Genomic DNA, 18230 nt, shown 5'->3' on the forward strand with positions numbered 1-18230 from the left:
ATGGGCTAATGGGGACGGTTCGGAACCAGTGAAAAAGTACTTACCCTTTAAGTATAGACTAATATATATAAGGTTATTTGAATATAGAAGTTGATGAGACCTGTGCAAACTCGCTTTCCGCGGGCGGCTGGTGAGCCTCCTTGATGCTTTGCATCTACGTAGTCTCACCCCTGCCTTTTCTCCCGCAGGAGTCTCGCTTGCTCCGGTCTCATCAACCTTTTCTATAATTAGATATATTGAATATTAATACAATAAAATATCAAGATTCCTACTTTTTCAGCGGTCTCGGACGGTTCTCGTTGGTCAGTTCTCGCTAATTGGGACAAGTGCTCGGTTGCCCCACAACGAAATGGCTAATAAGATCCGTCCCTCTTTGCCTAACAGCGAAATGGCTAATAAGGTCCGTCCCTGTTTGCCTCTGTTTGCTTTTTAATTTACTTCATTAAATCGAAGTTTGAATGACGTGCCTTCTCCTTTTTTACTTGATACTGATATTTGGCCATTTAAGGTCTTTACTAAGCGGAATACGACCATTGTTCCTAGTCCAGTTCCTTTTGCTTTTGTGGATAAGAAAGGTGTACCTAATCTTGAAACTTCCTCCTTCGTCATTCCGACACCGCTGTCTTTCATTTCAATCATTACTTTGTTTTTTTCCTTACTGATGAATATGTGTAGAACACCACCATTTGGCATTGCTTCAATGGCATTTTTTGATAGATTTAAAAGAATTTGATGAAGCTTCTTTTTATCAATTTTAATAAAATAACTTTCATGATCATCGAAACTAGTACTAACCTTCACATTATTCATTAATGCTAGTGGATTAATCACATTTATTATATATTCAACCTCTTTTTTTACATCAATTTTTTGCAGATTGATTTCATCATAAGGTTTTGCATACGTTAAATAATCCGTGATGATGGATTCTGCTCTTTCTAATTCTTGTAGTGCAAGCTTCAAATGGCTTTTCCTTGTAGCAACTTCGATAGTATCGTCATTTTGTACTAATTGGATAAAACCCTTTGTTACAGTAAGTGGATTTCTAATTTCATGTGATATCGATGATGCCATCTCACTTAATGCTTTCGTTTTATTATGTATATTATAATTTTCCATTAACTCATTAGCATTCCTCAAATACTCAATTAAGTACACTACACCTGCAGTAAGGAGAGGTGCCACCAAGATGCTAATTATCATTAGTATTGGAGACATTTTTGTTAATGTGCCGAACCAAATATGACAAATGGTGAACTCGTAAGAAATATATGCCAAGGCAACTAGACTAGAATATACTATTTTCTTGTTTTGTGTTAGTCGATTAAATAAAGGAATGAAGCCATATATTAATAGAGCGCCAAAGGATAAAGAAGTGATAAGGTAAACATAAAATCCATGACCACCAATAAAAAACCGCGTGATTATAGAATAAATGATTAACACCAACACGACTTTTTTCCCACCATAAATGGCCCCAATAAGTATTGGAATAAATCTTAAATCAAACACATGCCCATGACTCTCGTAAATGGGAAAATTCATACACAAAGTAATCGAAATGATAGATAAAATAATGAGAGTAAACTGGCTATAACGTTTAAACACATGATGTACGTTCACAAAAACATGATAAGCAAGTATAAATACAATAATGACTAATACATTGAGATACATGTTTTCCATAGCCCAACCTCCACATAGGCTAATAGGGACGGTTCTCGTTAGCCTTTGTCAAAAAAGCCAACAGGGACGGTTCTCCTTTGCCTGTTTTTTCCTCCTACTTATCCTACATGTTCGATGAAGTGATGTTCGAAGGCCACACTCACTCATTATCGTAACATTGTTTTCTAGTTTATTTAAAAGAAGATTTCACACTTCGCTTTTATATGGTCCTTGTTTTATCTATGGCCTTCTTTACGTGCTTGAATATATCCGTAGTATTTACAAGTTCCATTCCTTGTTAAGTCGTCAACTTCAAAGCCACATTTTTTATAGAAAGAGAAGTTTTCAGATGAAGTATGTGCAAACCAATCGCCGTGGGGCAGCTTGTGAACGCAAAGCTCTACTAGCTTTTTCCCTACTCCCCTTCCACGATAGTCTGATAAAACTATTAAATCTAATATATTTGCAACCATGATTTTATCTGAAATTACTCTAACCATCCCTACTAATTTTTCATCATCCCAGACTGTAAATGCCCAAGTAGCATTTTTAAATATGAGAGAAAATTTTTCTCTTTGCCAAGAAGGCGTATGTTTAGTCCAACCAGCATCTTGAAAAAGTGATTCAACTAAGTCAGCAGGAATATTGTCAGTGCCCTCTCTAATGATTAATCCATGATAGTACTGATACATGTTTGTAAGCTCCCCCATTCTAGTTAAGAAAGTTAATAGGGACGGTTCGGAACCAGTGAAAAAGTACTTGTATTTAGTGAGCTCCCTAATAAATATAAGGTTATTAGAATATAGGAGTTGAAGAGACCTATGCAAACTCGCTTTCCGCGGGCGGCTGGTAAGCCTCCTCTATGCTGCGCATCTGCGGGGTCTTACCTCTGCCTTTATTCCCGCAGGAGTCTCGCTTGCTTCGGTCTCATCAACTCTTTCTATAAATCTATAAATTAGGTACTCTGAATAAAAATGCAACAATATATTAATTCTTACACTTTTTCAGCGGTCTCGGACGGTTCTCGTTCGCCGTTCTCCCATTTTACCGGTTAGTAGTGCCAATAGTGACTGTTACCCCTCGCCCCTTCACCTAGTGAATTAATTCTCACTTAGTTTTTCAGCGATTTGTTTTAAGTGGTGCGTGTCGTGCTTTACGAAAATCTTAGTGAAGCTTTCAACAGAGAGTTTCCTCTTGCCACCACCAATAGTAAATCTCATATTTCCGTCTAAACTTACTAGTTTTCCCGTCAGTACTTGTCTAGTCTCTACAAAACGATCTACGATAGCTTCGACTGGCTCATCTTGAAGAAATGAAATCGCTTCGGCGTTATGCTCATCATGATCAGGAAACTTTCGTAGATCAGCACCGTCGTGCATATCCGGAAGCATCCGTTCGAGATTAAATTTATCCCAGTAATAGAGATGACCGATGATTTCTCTCACCGACCATTTACCTTCTTGTATAGGTTCACAAAGCTTTTCCTCCGGTACACCTTGTAGTTTTAAAACTTCCTCACATGCACTCGCAAATTCCTTGAACGTTTTTTTCATGGGCTCACCTCCATATCAGTCTGCTGCTAAACATTTATGTAGTACGTGTCATATCGTTCTTTAAAAATGTAGCCAAGTTTCTCGGCAAGATGAATAGATTCTTCGTTCGCGCCATCCCAACTAGCATATTTCCCTCTATGTAAACAATCTAGTATTATGGCAGCTGCTACTATAGTTGCTAAACCTTTCTTTCTAAAGTTTGGGTGAGTGGCAACTTCTATTTCGATACCGTCGTTGTATATACTATACGATGTTGCCGCAGATACTACTTGGTCATCATGGGAAATAGCATACCCCACGCCTCTATTAATAAAATCATCTATCGATTCGAACTGACTTACAAAATCTTCGGAGAGCTCTTGGAATGTGGGATCCTCAGCTACTTTTTTATCTACTTTTTGCATTTTATACTCTTTTGGTAATTGAGAAGCTATTTTTTCTAAATGTGTCCTCTGTAAATGCTCACGATTCTTACTGAAGCGATAGCGCTGAAATTTTTCAAATGAATCTTTATGAACTTTCTCGATCCGCTCTTTCCATTCAGTGCTCTGCACAATGACTAGTGGAAACTCGGGAAGATTGTGTAGTAACTGTTCCGCTCCTTCTGCATAAGGGTCCCCTGCATAAAATACGAAAATGCCTACCGTTATTTGTGCAACGGTTGGCGTTTCAACGTTATTTACCCATGCCTTCCCCATGTGGCCTTGGAGATAGGATAGTACAATTGTGCTATCAAATTTTGCAAACATAGGGACTAACTTTTCCCTAACATGTTGATCGGCTTCAAAAATCATTACATTCCTTCTTTCATCTATATTTAGTCGTTTCCTGTAAATTTTCGCAAGATATTTCGGTAAAAAAACGTGCTACAATGCTACATACATGCTCGAAATAGCAAGAAAATTATTATGACAGTAATAATAAAAGATAAACAGCCGTTCGGTGGCTGGCCAGTATGCGCCCTCGCTAGTGCATTGTTAAATCCACTTCCTGGACTATTCCTTTGTTCTTTTCTCACTAAACGATCCCGTGTGGTTTCTTTCGTCAATTGCCACGCCCCCTATTCATCCCCATATACGGATTAAAGGGAAAGAAGTTTCTTGTTGTAGCTGCCCATACCGGTTTTCTTTGTGAAAAATTGATGTGTAATGCTTTTAATCGGTACGTTTTATCATTTCAACCCGATTTCCAAACGGATCGCGAAATTCAAATCGCTCATAGCCTGGGATCGGTACTGAATCTAGAATTTCTATCTTGTTTTCCTCTAATACGTGACGCCAGTATGGCACATCCTCCACTTCATATGCTAAATGCGCTTTCGTTGTCAATCGATCAAAACCGTCTTCCGTACCAACATGAACTTCTTTATCACCTACTTGTAACCAAAATCCACCTCTCCCTTTCAACGAATCAGGCTTTTCCATTTCAGGTAATTGCAGTATGTGACAATAAAAACGTCTCCCTTCCTCCTCCGCTCCTTTTGGTATCGTAATCTGCGCATGATGCAAACCAATAATCATACATATCCTCTCCTTTTGGCTAATGGGGACGGTTCTCGTTTGCCGGATTTGCCGAAACTTCCATACTTACATAGTTTTAGAGTTTAGATTTTATGTCTAGAGACAACGTGTAGTCTTCAAAACGTAGTAGAGCCATCTCCCCCTACAGCTCGCAGTTTTTTCATTCATCGGGAGGTAATTTATAAGTAACCTCGCCTTTTTCGTTTAAAAACTCCATTCTTGGTACGTCATTTTTATCTACAACCATACGAATTCTTTCATTTCCTTTAGAATCCATTAACTGAACCGAAACATCTCCGTCTTTATTTTTCCCCATAAACGCTCTATGGGCATTGCCTTTTAAGAGCTCCTTCGTTTGTTGTTCTTTAATCTCATCACTTATTTGTGATTGTTTAATTTGCTTATGTTTTTCAACTAACTCGGACAGAGGGATGTTTGGCCTATCATAGATAGAAAAACCATAAAGCCTATCATCATTTTCGTCGCTATAATGAACTTGGACAACTTGATCTGTATTGTATTGATCAAATGTTAATGATGCTGTCGCACTGTAGTTTCCTTCCTCATCCTCCTCACTTCCATAAATAAGACCGCCACATTCTTCTCCTTTACCATTGAAAAAAATGATTCCGGAATCCGGGTCATTTTGTCTGTGCCCAGGGGCTATGTCCACACCACCCATGATTAATGGAGGTATATTATCTTGGTTGAATAACGTCATTTTGACCTTACCACTTTTATCAACAATATTTAGTTTTTCAACATCGAGTTCAGTAAACTTTTCTTTTTTGTGTTCAGACATATTGTATTCCTGCTTTCTACGGTTAGTATGCTAATGGGGACGGTCCGGAACCAGTGAAAAAGTACTTACCCTTTAAGTATAGGCTAATAAATATAAGGTTATTTGAATATAGAAGTTGATGAGATCTGTGCAAACTCGCTTTCCGCGGGCGGCTGGTGAGCCTCCTTGATGCTTTGCATCTACGTAGTCTCACCCCTGCCTTTTCTCCCTCAGGAAAGAGCGTCGCTTCGTCGCCTAATGCTTCGAGTTGTCTCGACGGATACGCTTCAAAGCATATGCTCGTAGAGGAAGAGACAGTTACCTCGATTGCTCCGGTCTCATCAACCTATTCTATAATTAGATATATTGAATATTAATACAATAAAATATCAAGATTTCTACTTTTTCAGCGGTCTCGGACGGTTCTCGTTTGCCGCAAGGGCAAACGAGAACCGTCCCCATTAGCCTTATTAGCTTTATATTTCTCGAGAGAGGCGGATCATGTCTCTGCACTGTATGCCATTCTCGAAAATTTCTTCGTTATAGTGTGTCATGAAATAATCTTTTTCGATAGTTGTTATTCTAAATCCACATTTTTGATAAAGAGCAAGTTGCCCTATGCTAGAATTACCGGTACCCACTTCGATTGATTTGTAGCCCTTTGATTTTGCTATCTTAATGGCGTCCATTACTAATCGTCTGCCAATCCCTTGTCCTTGGTGTTTAGGATCAACTGCAACATTGACTAACTCGACTGTATGTGGTCCTGAAGATAGTAAAACATAAACGCCAATAGCTTGATTGTTTATTTCCGCAATATAGCAATTTCCCCTTTTCAAATAATCCTCTACCATTCTTTCAGATGGGTCAGCTAATAGCAATAACTGCATTGGCGGTTTCTCGGTTTTAGCTAATCGTCTAATGTTCATAGCGTTCTCGACATTGGATAGTTGATAGGTAATGAGCGATGGTGTTGTTGAAAAGGGGAATACCTTCAACATTTCTAATGAGTAAGGATCGGTAGAGTCGACTTCAGCCTCAATACACTCATAACCTTTACTATTAGCATCATTTATTTGCATCGCTGTTAGTAATAGTAATAGATTTGCATTATTGACGCCCTTTGTACCTCTCCAACCAAGTTCCAAAACTTGATTATTTTCTCCTTCATGCATGAATGCAAATGCCAAAATTTCGTTACTTTCAGACAAAGCGATGTAACTACTGTCAAGCATCGTATCCTCATTAAAAATTAACTCTCCCCATGTATGTACATCACTTATTCCGGGTGGATTTTTCTTATGCGTCTGTTCATATGTATCCTTTACCATTAAGATCAATCTTTTTGTTACGTTCTCGTCTTCTTTTATTTCCTTAAATGATTTTATTGAGACATTAGTTTTTTCATATTTTTTTATGAAGCTCTCATATAAACCTTTCATCTTTGAGATATGTAACAATGGCAAATAAGTACGTCTCATTTCTTTAAAACCATTTTTCTCATAAAAGTCCTTCAAAAAATAGTTTGTTTCTGAAATTGAAGTTTGCAATGGATAAGTCAGGTCTTGCATTTTTATTTGATCTAACAGTTCGGCCTCTACAGCTATGTTGCGATAAAGTGGATGAACGACTAACGAAAAATATGTGCAATTAGGATGAAACTTTGTTTTCCATGCTGTAATGGCGCCTATTACTTCTCCTATTTTCATAGCAACATATGTACAGCTATTATTTGAATTTTTCAAGCCCCGTTCAAAGAAATGTTGAGAATAATCGTCGCTCGGGAAACAGATAGTCAATAAACTTCTTAGAGAATAACTATGTCTAGACTCACATTTTTCATAAATAATTTTTTCATTCACCACTTTTATTCACCTGTCTCATTTTACTTTTTTGAAAATCACGTTTTAAATCCGCTTCAATATAGAAATATAACACCCATGAAGAATAGGATGCTTTACATCTCCAAATTCTTTATGTAAGTGATTGTATATTTCTTCTAATATTTGATTTTGAGTCGCTTCATCAAACTGGGACAACCATGAAAGCGACCCTACTCTGCCACACCATTCTGCATTTGTAAATGGAACAGTATACTCGAACTTATACGTTTCTGTTAAATCAAACCGATTTTGCTTCCATTCTTGAAACCATTCTACTGGAAAACTATTGATGAATTGCTTCGAATTTTGCTTAGACCCAGCTGGCTTTATCACGCCATTTGGCATATATCGTTTTACAATTTCAACTGTATCCGATATCACCTTCGACCCCGAAATAAAGCCGGAGTCCATGATCAATATTGTGCCACGATCCTTTAGAATTCTTTTCATTTCATCCATTGTCTTTTGTCTGTCAAACCAATGCCAAGCTCGCAATACAGTGATGTAATCAAACTTCTCACTTTCTAAGCTAGTAGATTCTGCGAAATGATTAACATAATTAATTGTTACACCTTCGTTTTTGTCCAGCACTTTAGCTTCCTCTATTAGCTCTCTTGATGGCTCCACCCCAGTGACGGTTGCCCCTTCCCTACACAGAGCACGACTTAAAACACCAGTCCCTGAACCAAAATCTGCGACACTTTTCCCCGTAAAACTTACTCCTCTTATTTTTAAACTATCCATTAATTCATTCGGCAAATCGTTTCGAAACTGTGCATATCTTCTAGCCACATTACCGAAATTCACATCCATCTCTCCACCTCCAGGCTAATATGGCTAATAGCGGCTAATAGGGACGGTTCTCATTTGCCAAATTTGCCAAATGCAAGTACCATTTCTGTCAGGTAAAAGAAATTAAAACCTGGAACAAAAACTCTTACCACGTCTCCTAATCTTTCGTCTACTCTATTAATTTCTATATTTTTACACAAGTTCCTTTTTGATTGGCAAATAAAGAGTGTGAATGAACCCGGTGGTCCCAATTTGTCAGGGTATTAACGTCGTCCAATAGGAAAAAAAAATATCACAATCTACCAAAAAGAAAGATGCTGAGAATTCCATCTTTTGTTGCATGCGTATAAAAAAGGACATGGAGTTCTACTAAGTAGTTCGGTTCGTGAGGATAAAAAGCAAATATTACCGTAATTATTAGACCAAATAGATAGCTAATTGGACTAGGATTTTTTATTGATATAACAAGGTTTCCCCTTAATTTATTCTCTAATTGGCCCCCGAAATATCGTACTAAAAAATGCTCATTATTCAAAATTTGATTTTGTATACTAAATTAGCTGCAAATTTCCTATCTAATATGGTGCTGAATTAGGTGGGAATTAAGTAACCAATAATGATACATGTAAAAGAACCAACTACACAAGAGTAGTCGGTTCTTTAGGATTAAATGTAATTATTTCATCTTCAACTAACGGAGTGCCTATAGTATAAGTAAAGTACTTCACAACTCTCGGTTTTAAAAAGTGAAATCTTTAAATACACTCTTCTTGATTCGGTCCCACTCTCTGTAAATAATGCTAAAGTATACATCGTCTCGACTTTGACCTGATGAATTAATATAGTTTGCTCTAAATATACCTTCTTGGGTAGCTCCCAACTTTTTTATTGCATTTTGTGAGCGAGTATTTTCAATATCCGCACTAAACTGCACCCGTCTAAAATTCATAACTTCAAACGCATATTTCAATAGTTCATATTTACAAGCAAAATTTAATCCTGTCCCTCTATAGGGTTTACCATACCAAGTCCATCCTATTTCTAACCGTTTGTTATTAAACTGAATATTTCCGTATCTTGTTGAACCAGCTACCTCGTTAGTTCTTTTGTCAATAATTATAAACGGATATGAATTTCCCACTTCTCTTTGTTCAGCAGTTTCCACAATGTACTTTTCCAAATCCTCTTCATTTTTACAATCAATTGTATAATGTACTTCCTCATCATAGATAATTTTTTTTATCTGCTCCTTGTAAATTTCTTCAAATGGCACTAATTTCACAATATTATTTTCCAATATTATGTTGTTAGAATAAAAGTCATTCATCGTTCCGTCTCTCCCTAAATAGGTTAATGGGGACGGTTCTCGTTTGCCTAAAATGGCGAACGAGGTCCGTCCCCATTAGCCTTTTTTGCATATGTATATCATTTGATTGCTTTGGTTTGTTATTGTCGTACCATTCCAATCTTGAAAAACATTAACAATTTTTAATCCGTTTGATGTTAATGTACGTTCCATTTCTTGAGGGAAAACATATCGCAAGCTTATATTAGTCTTTAATTCATCAACCACGTCATTATTATAGATGTATTTTCTTATTGTCGTATTGTGCTGTACTTGTTTTAAAGAATCATAACTACTGATCGTATATACATCAACTTTATTTTCTGATCTATCATCAATATACGTCTTCCAGTACTCTAGTTCGTTTTCTACTAATAATTCTTTCTCATTCGGAAATCTTGTTCCGAAAATGAATACTCCATCTTCACTTAAATGTTTGTACACCCCTGTTAATAGATTATCTTGATCTTCATTCGTAAGAAAATGTTGGAACGAATTACCGACACAGTAGATCAGATTGCTTTTAACATTCAATTTTAACCGTGTACAATCTTGCTTCACCCATTCGATTTGCAAATCAAGGTCGTTTGATTTTTTGACCGCTTCTTGTAACATTCCTTGATGCACGTCAACTCCTATTAATCGATAGCCTTTTGCTGCTAAAGGAATCGTTGCCCTCCCTGTACCACATGCCAAATCAATGATGACACCTTCTGTTTGAGCTGCCCACTTCTCCAAAAACTTGACGTCATCCATATAAGTATTATTTTCCACATCATATATGGTGGGATTTTCGTATTCTTCGAAATTACTCAATGTTGTTTTCTCTGTCATATCTTTTCTTCCTTTATAAAAAAATTAGTAGCATAAATTCACCTAAATAAATCAGATTCCTTTAGTATAGTTACAACTATAGATCGTCCATCCCCACTACCATGATTAAGCTAACAATCCAAATAACTACCGCAGGAACAAAATATATTACGGCCAATGCTGCATCGATAGGGACGAAAATCACAGATAAGTAGAAACAAATGTACGAATAAAATAGCACCATCGTTATGAGAGCCGCTATTACTGAACCCCCATACACAATTAAGCCTAATCCTGGAATGAATATATTAGCTACGATGCTCACACGTTTTTTGAAGGATTTATGTGCTCTTTTTACTCTCTCGATTTCCTTATTCATCTCTCTCTTTAATCCCTTAATTTCTTCTTCTCGCACAACTCTCACTCCATCCATTTATTATATTCGTTCTAAGTCATTCCTGGATGTCATGTTTAAAACAGCACCTATATTGTTAAGCGCAGTATCGTTCTCCATATTAACTTTAACACTTTTTTCCATCATTGAACATGATAGCTTAAGAGGTTAATAGAGGTTAATAGGGACGGTTCTCGTTGGCCAACTGGCGAACGAGAACCGTCCCCATTAGCCATTCCCTATTGAATTGTCGTGACAAACAAGTTACCATTATTTAGGAATGGTATTACAGGAGGTATATTTGTGAATAAACATTTTAATAAACTATGTTTCTTATTTGTTAGTAGTGCAATTTTCATCGGTTGTAGTAATGAGGAGTTAACTGCGATAGAAGTTTTAGAGAATACTATTGATGCAATGGACGATATAAATGAGTTCCGTTTTGTGCTCGATTCCCATGCCGAAGATCAAGATGGGCAACAAATCGTTATATCAAGTGAAGGAAATGTTCAATATACACCTCTCGCTGCACATATGAAACTTGAAAGTGACTATGATGACGAACACCAAGTTAAAACGGAAGTCTATATATCAGATGATGCTATTTATCATCAAGGTACTCGAGTGGCCGAGACGGATGCTGAATGGATTGGAAACGACTATTCTCATACCCCACCAACGCCACATGAACAATTCGATCTCATAAAAGAATTTAGTGATTCCTTTACTTTTATAGAAGAAAGAGACTATTACCATTTTACTTTATCGACATATGATGACGGATTAGACAATTTACTATCAACGATATTTCCTTTTTTTCACGTACAAGACGATCCTCTTCTTGAAATAATGCTTTACATACTTCGATCTGAAGGAATAGTTGAACAATTAAATTATGAATTTACAATTAATAAAGATACATTCATGCGAGAATCAGAATTAATTGAGCTGTTATTGGACGTGGGAAATCCAGACATTGATGACATGACATTTATGGAACAAATAAACATTACTTATGATTATACTGACACGGAACCTGTTTTCATCCCTGACGAGGTTATTGATAATGCAAGAAAAATTGGAGAAAACATGTCAGATAGCCTAATAGATTTGGAAATTGATACCGAAACTTCTATTGAAGAAGAAAAAGGCATTTCGGATGGGAATCATTTTAATGGGGCTAAATTTACTACAGATGGTGAGTGGATTTATTTTGCTGACGATCATCACATTGAGGGGATCTATCGCTTTAAAGCTGATGAGATCGACAATCATGTTGAAAAATTATCTGATGACATTGCAGCTAACATAAACGTCACTGACGATTGGATTTATTACGAGGATCGCTCAAAAGATTCACACGTATATAGAATGAGTAAAGACGGCTCCGAAATAGAACAGGTTATAAGCGACAATACTATCGATGTACGTGTGATAGATGAAACGCTTTATTATAAAAACTTTAATGGGCATAATCAGCGTTCACTATACGCTACTCAGCTCTCTCCTACTACAACAACGACATTCACTCTCGTTGATCATGTATTTCGTTTTACCATTCATCAAGGGAACGTTTTCTATCAAGGGGATGATCACCATTTGTACGTAACGGATGTCGATCCAAATGATAATGCGAACTTTCCTTTTATAAGTCACCGTGTTGGTACTTTTCAAGCATTAGACGAATATATTTATTACGAAAACAGTGAAGACGGCCATTCTCTATACCGCATTTCAACTGACGGGTATCGTGTGGAAAAACTAACAGAAGCAGAGTCGCAAGGGTTTAATGTAACAGAAGACAGTCTATTTTTCACCAATGCATCTGATGATGAAGCATTGTATAGGTTAGATTTAGATACACTCGAAAAAACAAAATTGGACGACCGTGGCTTTTCCATTCACGTGATTGACGACCTTGTGTTTTACCAAAAACACATTAGTAGCTTCGAGCTTGGCTGGTTTGTCATTAATAAAGATGGTACCAACCCAAGACAAATCAACTTTTAGGCTAATAGGGACGGTTCTCGTTTGCCAACACATTGGCAAACAAGAACCGTCCCTATTTGCAGTCTCGAACCGTCCCTATTTGCGCTTTAGCTTTCGTATTGTAATAATTCTGATACGGTTACAAAGCGATACCCTTGCTCCTTTAGTTCATGTATAATGCCTTCTACTGCGTTGAGTGATTCGATACGACTTTCATACATGACATGCAATAAGATAATGTCACCTGGCTCAATGTTCTCGACTACGTAGTTTGTTATTTTACTGGAATCTGAAGCTATTTCAGGATAAGATTCAGGCTCTAAGCTCCATAGAATTGTGCTTTTATCTTGGCTTGATAAATAACGCGGTAGTACGAATAGCCTTCTCCCATAAGGTGGGCGAAACGTTATCTCTCCTTCATAGCCTATTTGCCTTATAAGCTCATCGGTTTTCTCTATTTCTTCCTTCACAAATGCATGAGACTTAAAAATCATTCGTTCATGTGAGTAGGTATGATTTCCAATTTCGTGGTCGTCGTCGACAATTTTTTTTGCATCTTCAAAATATTCTTCAATTTCATACCCCGTCAAGTAAAAGGTCCCTTTAACATCATTTTCTCTTAAAATGTGCAAAATCTGGTCTGTATGTACCCCTGGACCATCGTCAAAAGTTAATGCTACTACTTTTTCATCGGTTTCTACATTTGTAACAAGTCCTCCAAAAAATTGTAATGATCTTGATTGAGACAATGCATTTAATAAGAAGGCTAAACCAATAAAAAGTAATGCCACTATCATGATAATAATTAAAAGTTTTTTCATACTATCCTCCACTGCTAATCCCATTTTCATGTGCAATGTAAAGTTAGACAATTACTTGCTTACAATACCAAATTAATACGTATTGGTCTACCTGCTTTTTTATAGGATAATTGTGGAGGTTAAAAGGGACGGTTCTTGTTTGCCAATGTGTTGGCAAACAAGAACCGTCCCTATTGGCCTATTTGCCTCATCTACTTGACTCGTTTGGCTCCTAGGTATCTTTGGCTCCAGTAGGAATTGTTCATGCTTGTAATTGTAACGCCTGTGGATGAGCCTGCGTGAATGAATTGGTTGTTCCCAATATAAATTCCATTATGAGATGGGCCGGCTTTATATGTTTCAAAAAATACGATGTCACCAACTTTGAGGTCGGTTACTGGTACTGCTGCATTCCATTGCTCAGCTACAGTTCTTGGCAGCGTCACACCGTTTTGTCTAAACACGAATTGAATAAATCCGCTACAGTCAAATCCTAGAGCGGTCGTACCTCCCCATAAGTATGGAACTCCTATAAAATTACCTGCATCAGCGACGAGGTTCAACGGGTTAAATGACGTTTTCGGGAGCATCGTCTCGACTGTTTTCAAATGAACAGCAGAGACTTCATCCAGCTTGTCCCACGTTGATTGTGTAACAAGGCCATCTGAAACGAGTCCCCAATCCTTCTGAAATTGCGTCAATGCATTTTTCGTTATATCACCAAAGAACCCTGTTGGCTCTTGTTTAAAGTAGCCCAACACTTTTAATCGTGCTTGAAGCTCCGTAACTCCTACACCAGATTGGCCAACTCTTAGTAATGTTGTTGCATCGGCATTCGCGTTATTGTTGCTAGTCGGCGTTGTCGAAGAAGGATTATTTTTTTCCGTTAGCGCACGCTCTAGTGCTTGGAAAGTTTGTGGACCTGCAACGCCATCAACTTTTAAACTGTTTGCTTGCTGGAAGCTACGTACTGCATTTCTCGTAATTGGTCCAAAAATGGTTGTAACGTCACCTTGAAAATATCCAAGCTCCTTTAATGCCGTTTGTAGTGTGCGAACTTGTTCTCCTTGACTTCCTTCACGAAGAATAGACGTCATGCTGCCTATGCTTACAGGTGTGCTATTGTTAGTATTCGAGTTGTTCTTGCTTTGAGAATTATTCGAGTTTTGCGTGTTATTGGACGTGTTCGTATTGTTATTATTATTTGTCGTCGTTGAGCTTGAATTGATTTCCTTATTGAGCGCCGCAATCGTCTGAGGGCCAGCAATACCATCGACCTTTAAGCCCCTAGCGCGTTGAAAATTTCGGACACCTTCCTGCGTGATTGTCCCATAGTATCCTGTGATCGCGTCATGGTTGAAGAAGCCTGTTTTCTTCAGGATGGTTTGTACTGCTTCTACGTCTTTCCCTCTTGAACCTACACGAAGGACATTCGTTGTCTTTATTTCACTTAAGTTTGTCGTTGTTTGCGTTGTTGTCGGTGTAGTCTGATTGTTCGATGTTTGGGTAACGTTTTGTGTCGGTTGTACCGACGTTGTGTTTGCCAATGCAGCAAACGTGCGTGGACCAACAATGCCGTCAGCCTTCAAATTGTTTGCCCGTTGAAAATCTTGCACTGCTTTTCTCGTCACTTCACCAAAGTATCCTGTTGCTGTCGGATAATTAAAATAGCCCTTCTCTTTTAATTGCTCCTGAAGTACAACAACATCGTTTGACTTCACACCGAATGATAACGTTTTTTCCCCAAAGGACGCCTCCGCTATGCTTGGCATCGCTAGAAATACACCAGTCGCTGTAACAGAAGTTACGAGTGTAGCGCCTAACTTAGATTGTATTCCCATTTCTCCACCTCTTTTTAGTTGTTTTATGTATAGAAGCGTACCCATATAAACGATTGCTTGAGTAACCTGTCGTTCAATGGGTTCATTTTCACTATATAGAACAAGTAGCGTTCATGTCCGGATGTTCACTAAATAGAACGATATGAGATCACTATGTATCATTAGTTCCATGCCGAATCTACTTTTTTCATTCACTAAATAGAACGATCGTTTTAATCCAATTTTACCAAGATTTTCTGCAAAAAATTAGCTACTAATGACCTATTTTTATTACTTTTGACGCATTTTTTCAAACTTTTTTGACATGTTGTGACATTAAAAGTCCTCTTCTTAAAACATTCTTTCCTTTTGTCTTATCACCTTAGAAAAATGACATCATCTGAACTCAAAAAGAGCCTGGTAGTTAAACGGTCTTTATGCAATTTAGCCGACATATCGCTGTCAACTAAATGTGCGTTAGCCATTGCCCAAGCACTCCTGCACGCACCGTACAAAAGAAAAAACCTAAGAGGGTGGCGACCTCCTAGGTTATTTCATATATATTAAAAGGGGGGTAAAGAATCAAAATTGCTCAGCACGTACCTCACAATTTTTTATAGCTACATGTGGCTTTCTCGTATTGGAAATCTAAATCTACACTTACTGTTCGTCTTCATCCTCATCTTCGTCGTACTCATCATCATTAAATTCTTCATCTGCATCGTTAATCTCTTCGTCATAATCATTATCGTCCATGTCTTCTAAACCATCATCGATATCCTCGTCAACAATATCGTCGTCAATACCTAAATCCTCATCGATTGGATCATCACCTAAGTTAGTGTCTGTACCCATAGGTTCCTCATCAACTAATGGATCTTCAGTATCACCAGCAGTACCACAACCTACGAGAACACCTACTGCTAAAACAGTTGATAAAGCGGATAACACAATTTTCTTCTTCATGTTAAGCTCCTCCTGTTAAGTCATAGCATTGAAAAATTATATTTTGCATGAAAATATAATTTTGTATATATATCATGACCTTAGGAGGAGCATTTTATGTTAGTAAATATTTTTACAAGTCGTCGTCTGCTGGTACCTCTTCATCAATTGGCTCCTGGTCTAACGGTTCTCCATCCTCCACATCACCACAAGCCGAAAGCATACCTACCGCGAAAAAACTTGCTAACATTGTTAAAAACATCTTTTTCTTCATCCTTGATTCCTCCTAGTAAAAAATTTGTTATGTGTCTAGTTACAGTTTGTTTAAAAGTCTCCGCCATCCTCTTCAATCATTGGATCTTCCATATCCTCGTTTACATCACCGCAAGCTGCTAAAAAACCTACTGCAAAAACACTCGATAGAAATGCTAGAAATATTTTCTTTTTCACCTTTACTTCCTCCTTAATTTTTCAATAAAGTTGGATGATGGTCTATATCGACCATGTAAAGGTGATTCTATCAACGATATAACCCGATAACAATGGCTTCAAACTTATTTAAACGCTTTTTTACATTTTCCCACAATTGTCATAATAGTCATAAACGTGTCACTCATTTTCAAGGCAACCGAATATACAGCACTTTCGAATTGTCCTAAAAGTTTCACTACTGTCGAAGCAATTATTCTGAAATCCCAATTTCTTTTTTTCACTTGAAAAATTATGTGAAAATGTCTTACACGCAATAAACTAAAAAGCCCACTATAAGAAGGTTCTTATAGTGGACTACGGCGAGTATAGGCACCGAGACTTTCTATTCGTTTTCATGGTTCAACCAATACAGCCTTACTCTTTGTCTCCTAATGCAAACATAATCTCTGCTTCTGCAACCGTTTTTCCTTCTACAGAGGCTACAGCTCTTCCTTTACCAATTTTACCGCGCAGACGTGTCATTTCCACCTCTAAGCGAAGCTGATCTCCCGGCTTCACTTGTCCTTTAAAACGGCAACCGTCAATGCCTGCAAAAAAAGCTAACCTACCACGGTTTTCTTCTTTTTTAAGCATCGCGACAGCTCCGACCTGTGCAAGTGCCTCAATAATCAGCACCCCAGGCATCACTGGATAATCTGGAAAATGTCCATTAAAAAACTCTTCATTTGCAGTTACATTTTTAATCCCAACAGCACGCTGCCCTTCCTCTACCTCTAAAATACGGTCCACAAGCAAAAACGGATAACGGTGCGGAATAATTTCCTTTATTTCTTCAATTGACAACATTATTATGACCTCCTATAATATGTAGGCTATAACTTAGTTTACCACTCGTGCGGGAGTTTAGCTACTGAGTTGTTGTCTGTTTTGAACGATTCGAATTTTTTGAGTTGCGTGCGATTTTGTCCGAGTTACGAGCGATTCTGTCTAAGTTGCGTGCGATTTTACCAAAGTTACGTGCGATTCCGTCCAAGTTTTGTGCGATTTGCCAAATGTCTGGTAAAACACAACCAAAAAAAACACTCTTTCTCTACTCCGAAGCTCGAACCCTCTTTGACACTGTTGTTTCGATTAGCACTTTGGTCGAGCCTTACTCTTTTGAATTATTTCTCACGTGTTTTGAACGATTCCAACTGAGTTGTGTGCGATTTTGTCCGAGTTACGCGCGATTTCGTCTAAGTTGCGTGCGATTTTACCAAAGTTACGTGCGATTCTGTCCAAGTTGAGTGCGATTTGCCAAATGACTGGTAAAACACAACCAAAAAAAACACTCTTTCTCTACTCCGAAGCTCGAACCCTCTTTGCCCCTGTTCTTTCGATTATCACTTTGGTCGAGCCTTACTCTTTTGAATTATTTCTCACGTGTTTTGAACGATTCCAACTTAATTGCGTACGATTTTGTCCGAGTTACGCGCGATTTCGTCTAAGTTGCGTGCGA

19 protein-coding genes and 1 pseudogene are annotated in these 18230 nt (G+C 37.8%); 1 reads left to right on the forward strand and 19 read right to left on the reverse strand.

What is annotated here, in order from left to right; all coding sequences use genetic code 11:
- Window positions 1-429 precede the first annotated feature (429 nt).
- The 13 genes and pseudogenes from BCELL_RS19855 to BCELL_RS19905 all read right to left on the reverse strand — a co-directional run bounded on the left by BCELL_RS19855 (window position 430) and on the right by BCELL_RS19905 (window position 10767).
- The gene (locus BCELL_RS19855; RefSeq protein WP_013490580.1) at window positions 430-1686 is read right to left on the reverse strand and encodes an ATP-binding protein; all 1257 of its coding nucleotides are present in this window, start codon (window positions 1684-1686) and stop codon (window positions 430-432) included.
- Between the two features lie 215 nt (window positions 1687-1901).
- The gene (locus BCELL_RS19860) at window positions 1902-2357 is read right to left on the reverse strand and encodes a GNAT family N-acetyltransferase (protein WP_013490581.1); all 456 of its coding nucleotides are present in this window, start codon (window positions 2355-2357) and stop codon (window positions 1902-1904) included.
- A gap of 408 nt (window positions 2358-2765) precedes the next feature.
- Entirely contained in the window at window positions 2766-3218 is a 453-nt protein-coding gene (locus tag BCELL_RS19865) for a DinB family protein (protein WP_013490582.1), read from the reverse strand.
- 26 nt (window positions 3219-3244) lie between these two features.
- Window positions 3245-4012: a GNAT family N-acetyltransferase gene (locus BCELL_RS19870; protein ID WP_013490583.1), complete on the reverse strand. Its 768-nt coding sequence runs from the start codon at window positions 4010-4012 to the stop codon at window positions 3245-3247.
- 80 nt (window positions 4013-4092) lie between these two features.
- Window positions 4093-4266 carry a DUF6366 family protein gene (locus BCELL_RS22765; protein ID WP_157184233.1) on the reverse strand — a complete coding sequence of 58 codons (174 nt, stop codon included), beginning with the start codon at window positions 4264-4266 and terminating at the stop codon, window positions 4093-4095.
- A 106-nt stretch (window positions 4267-4372) separates the two neighbouring features.
- Window positions 4373-4738 carry a VOC family protein gene (locus BCELL_RS19875; RefSeq protein WP_013490584.1) on the reverse strand — a complete coding sequence of 122 codons (366 nt, stop codon included), beginning with the start codon at window positions 4736-4738 and terminating at the stop codon, window positions 4373-4375.
- 160 nt (window positions 4739-4898) lie between these two features.
- Entirely contained in the window at window positions 4899-5540 is a 642-nt protein-coding gene (locus tag BCELL_RS19880; protein ID WP_013490585.1) for a hypothetical protein, read from the reverse strand.
- Between the two features lie 455 nt (window positions 5541-5995).
- The gene (locus tag BCELL_RS23115; RefSeq protein WP_041809222.1) at window positions 5996-6448 is read right to left on the reverse strand and encodes a GNAT family N-acetyltransferase; all 453 of its coding nucleotides are present in this window, start codon (window positions 6446-6448) and stop codon (window positions 5996-5998) included.
- A gap of 564 nt (window positions 6449-7012) precedes the next feature.
- Window positions 7013-7384 (reverse strand): annotated as a pseudogene (locus BCELL_RS23120) (GNAT family N-acetyltransferase); the annotation flags it as partial.
- Window positions 7385-7426: 42 nt separating this feature from the next.
- Complete coding sequence (locus BCELL_RS19890; protein ID WP_013490587.1) at window positions 7427-8215, reverse strand: class I SAM-dependent methyltransferase; 789 nt, start codon at window positions 8213-8215, stop codon at window positions 7427-7429.
- 718 nt (window positions 8216-8933) lie between these two features.
- A complete protein-coding gene (locus BCELL_RS19895) occupies window positions 8934-9521 on the reverse strand; it encodes a GNAT family N-acetyltransferase (RefSeq protein ID WP_013490588.1) in 588 nt (195 codons plus the stop codon).
- 75 nt (window positions 9522-9596) lie between these two features.
- Entirely contained in the window at window positions 9597-10373 is a 777-nt protein-coding gene (locus BCELL_RS19900) for a class I SAM-dependent DNA methyltransferase (protein WP_013490589.1), read from the reverse strand.
- Window positions 10374-10449: 76 nt separating this feature from the next.
- Window positions 10450-10767: a hypothetical protein gene (locus tag BCELL_RS19905; RefSeq protein WP_013490590.1), complete on the reverse strand. Its 318-nt coding sequence runs from the start codon at window positions 10765-10767 to the stop codon at window positions 10450-10452.
- Window positions 10768-11049: 282 nt separating this feature from the next.
- On the opposite strand from BCELL_RS19905, the gene BCELL_RS19910 reads away from it, so the two are divergent.
- Window positions 11050-12756 carry a DUF6612 family protein gene (locus tag BCELL_RS19910; protein ID WP_013490591.1) on the forward strand — a complete coding sequence of 569 codons (1707 nt, stop codon included), beginning with the start codon at window positions 11050-11052 and terminating at the stop codon, window positions 12754-12756.
- Between the two features lie 86 nt (window positions 12757-12842).
- On the opposite strand, the gene BCELL_RS19915 is transcribed toward BCELL_RS19910, so the two are convergent.
- The 6 genes from BCELL_RS19915 to fabZ form a co-directional block, all read right to left on the reverse strand.
- The gene (locus tag BCELL_RS19915; protein WP_013490592.1) at window positions 12843-13556 is read right to left on the reverse strand and encodes a polysaccharide deacetylase family protein; all 714 of its coding nucleotides are present in this window, start codon (window positions 13554-13556) and stop codon (window positions 12843-12845) included.
- Window positions 13557-13747: 191 nt separating this feature from the next.
- Window positions 13748-15376 carry a C40 family peptidase gene (locus tag BCELL_RS19920; protein WP_013490593.1) on the reverse strand — a complete coding sequence of 543 codons (1629 nt, stop codon included), beginning with the start codon at window positions 15374-15376 and terminating at the stop codon, window positions 13748-13750.
- A 639-nt stretch (window positions 15377-16015) separates the two neighbouring features.
- Window positions 16016-16321: a hypothetical protein gene (locus BCELL_RS19925; protein ID WP_013490594.1), complete on the reverse strand. Its 306-nt coding sequence runs from the start codon at window positions 16319-16321 to the stop codon at window positions 16016-16018.
- Window positions 16322-16433: 112 nt separating this feature from the next.
- Window positions 16434-16574 carry a hypothetical protein gene (locus tag BCELL_RS22970; protein ID WP_013490595.1) on the reverse strand — a complete coding sequence of 47 codons (141 nt, stop codon included), beginning with the start codon at window positions 16572-16574 and terminating at the stop codon, window positions 16434-16436.
- A 50-nt stretch (window positions 16575-16624) separates the two neighbouring features.
- A complete protein-coding gene (locus tag BCELL_RS23265; protein WP_013490596.1) occupies window positions 16625-16750 on the reverse strand; it encodes a hypothetical protein in 126 nt (41 codons plus the stop codon).
- 396 nt (window positions 16751-17146) lie between these two features.
- Window positions 17147-17578, reverse strand: coding sequence for a 3-hydroxyacyl-ACP dehydratase FabZ (gene fabZ / locus BCELL_RS19930; protein ID WP_013490597.1), 432 nt, complete (start codon window positions 17576-17578; stop codon window positions 17147-17149).
- Window positions 17579-18230: the final 652 nt, after the last annotated feature.

The sequence above is a fragment of the Evansella cellulosilytica DSM 2522 genome (genome assembly GCF_000177235.2).
In the GTDB taxonomy this organism is placed as follows: domain Bacteria; phylum Bacillota; class Bacilli; order Bacillales; family Salisediminibacteriaceae; genus Evansella; species Evansella cellulosilytica.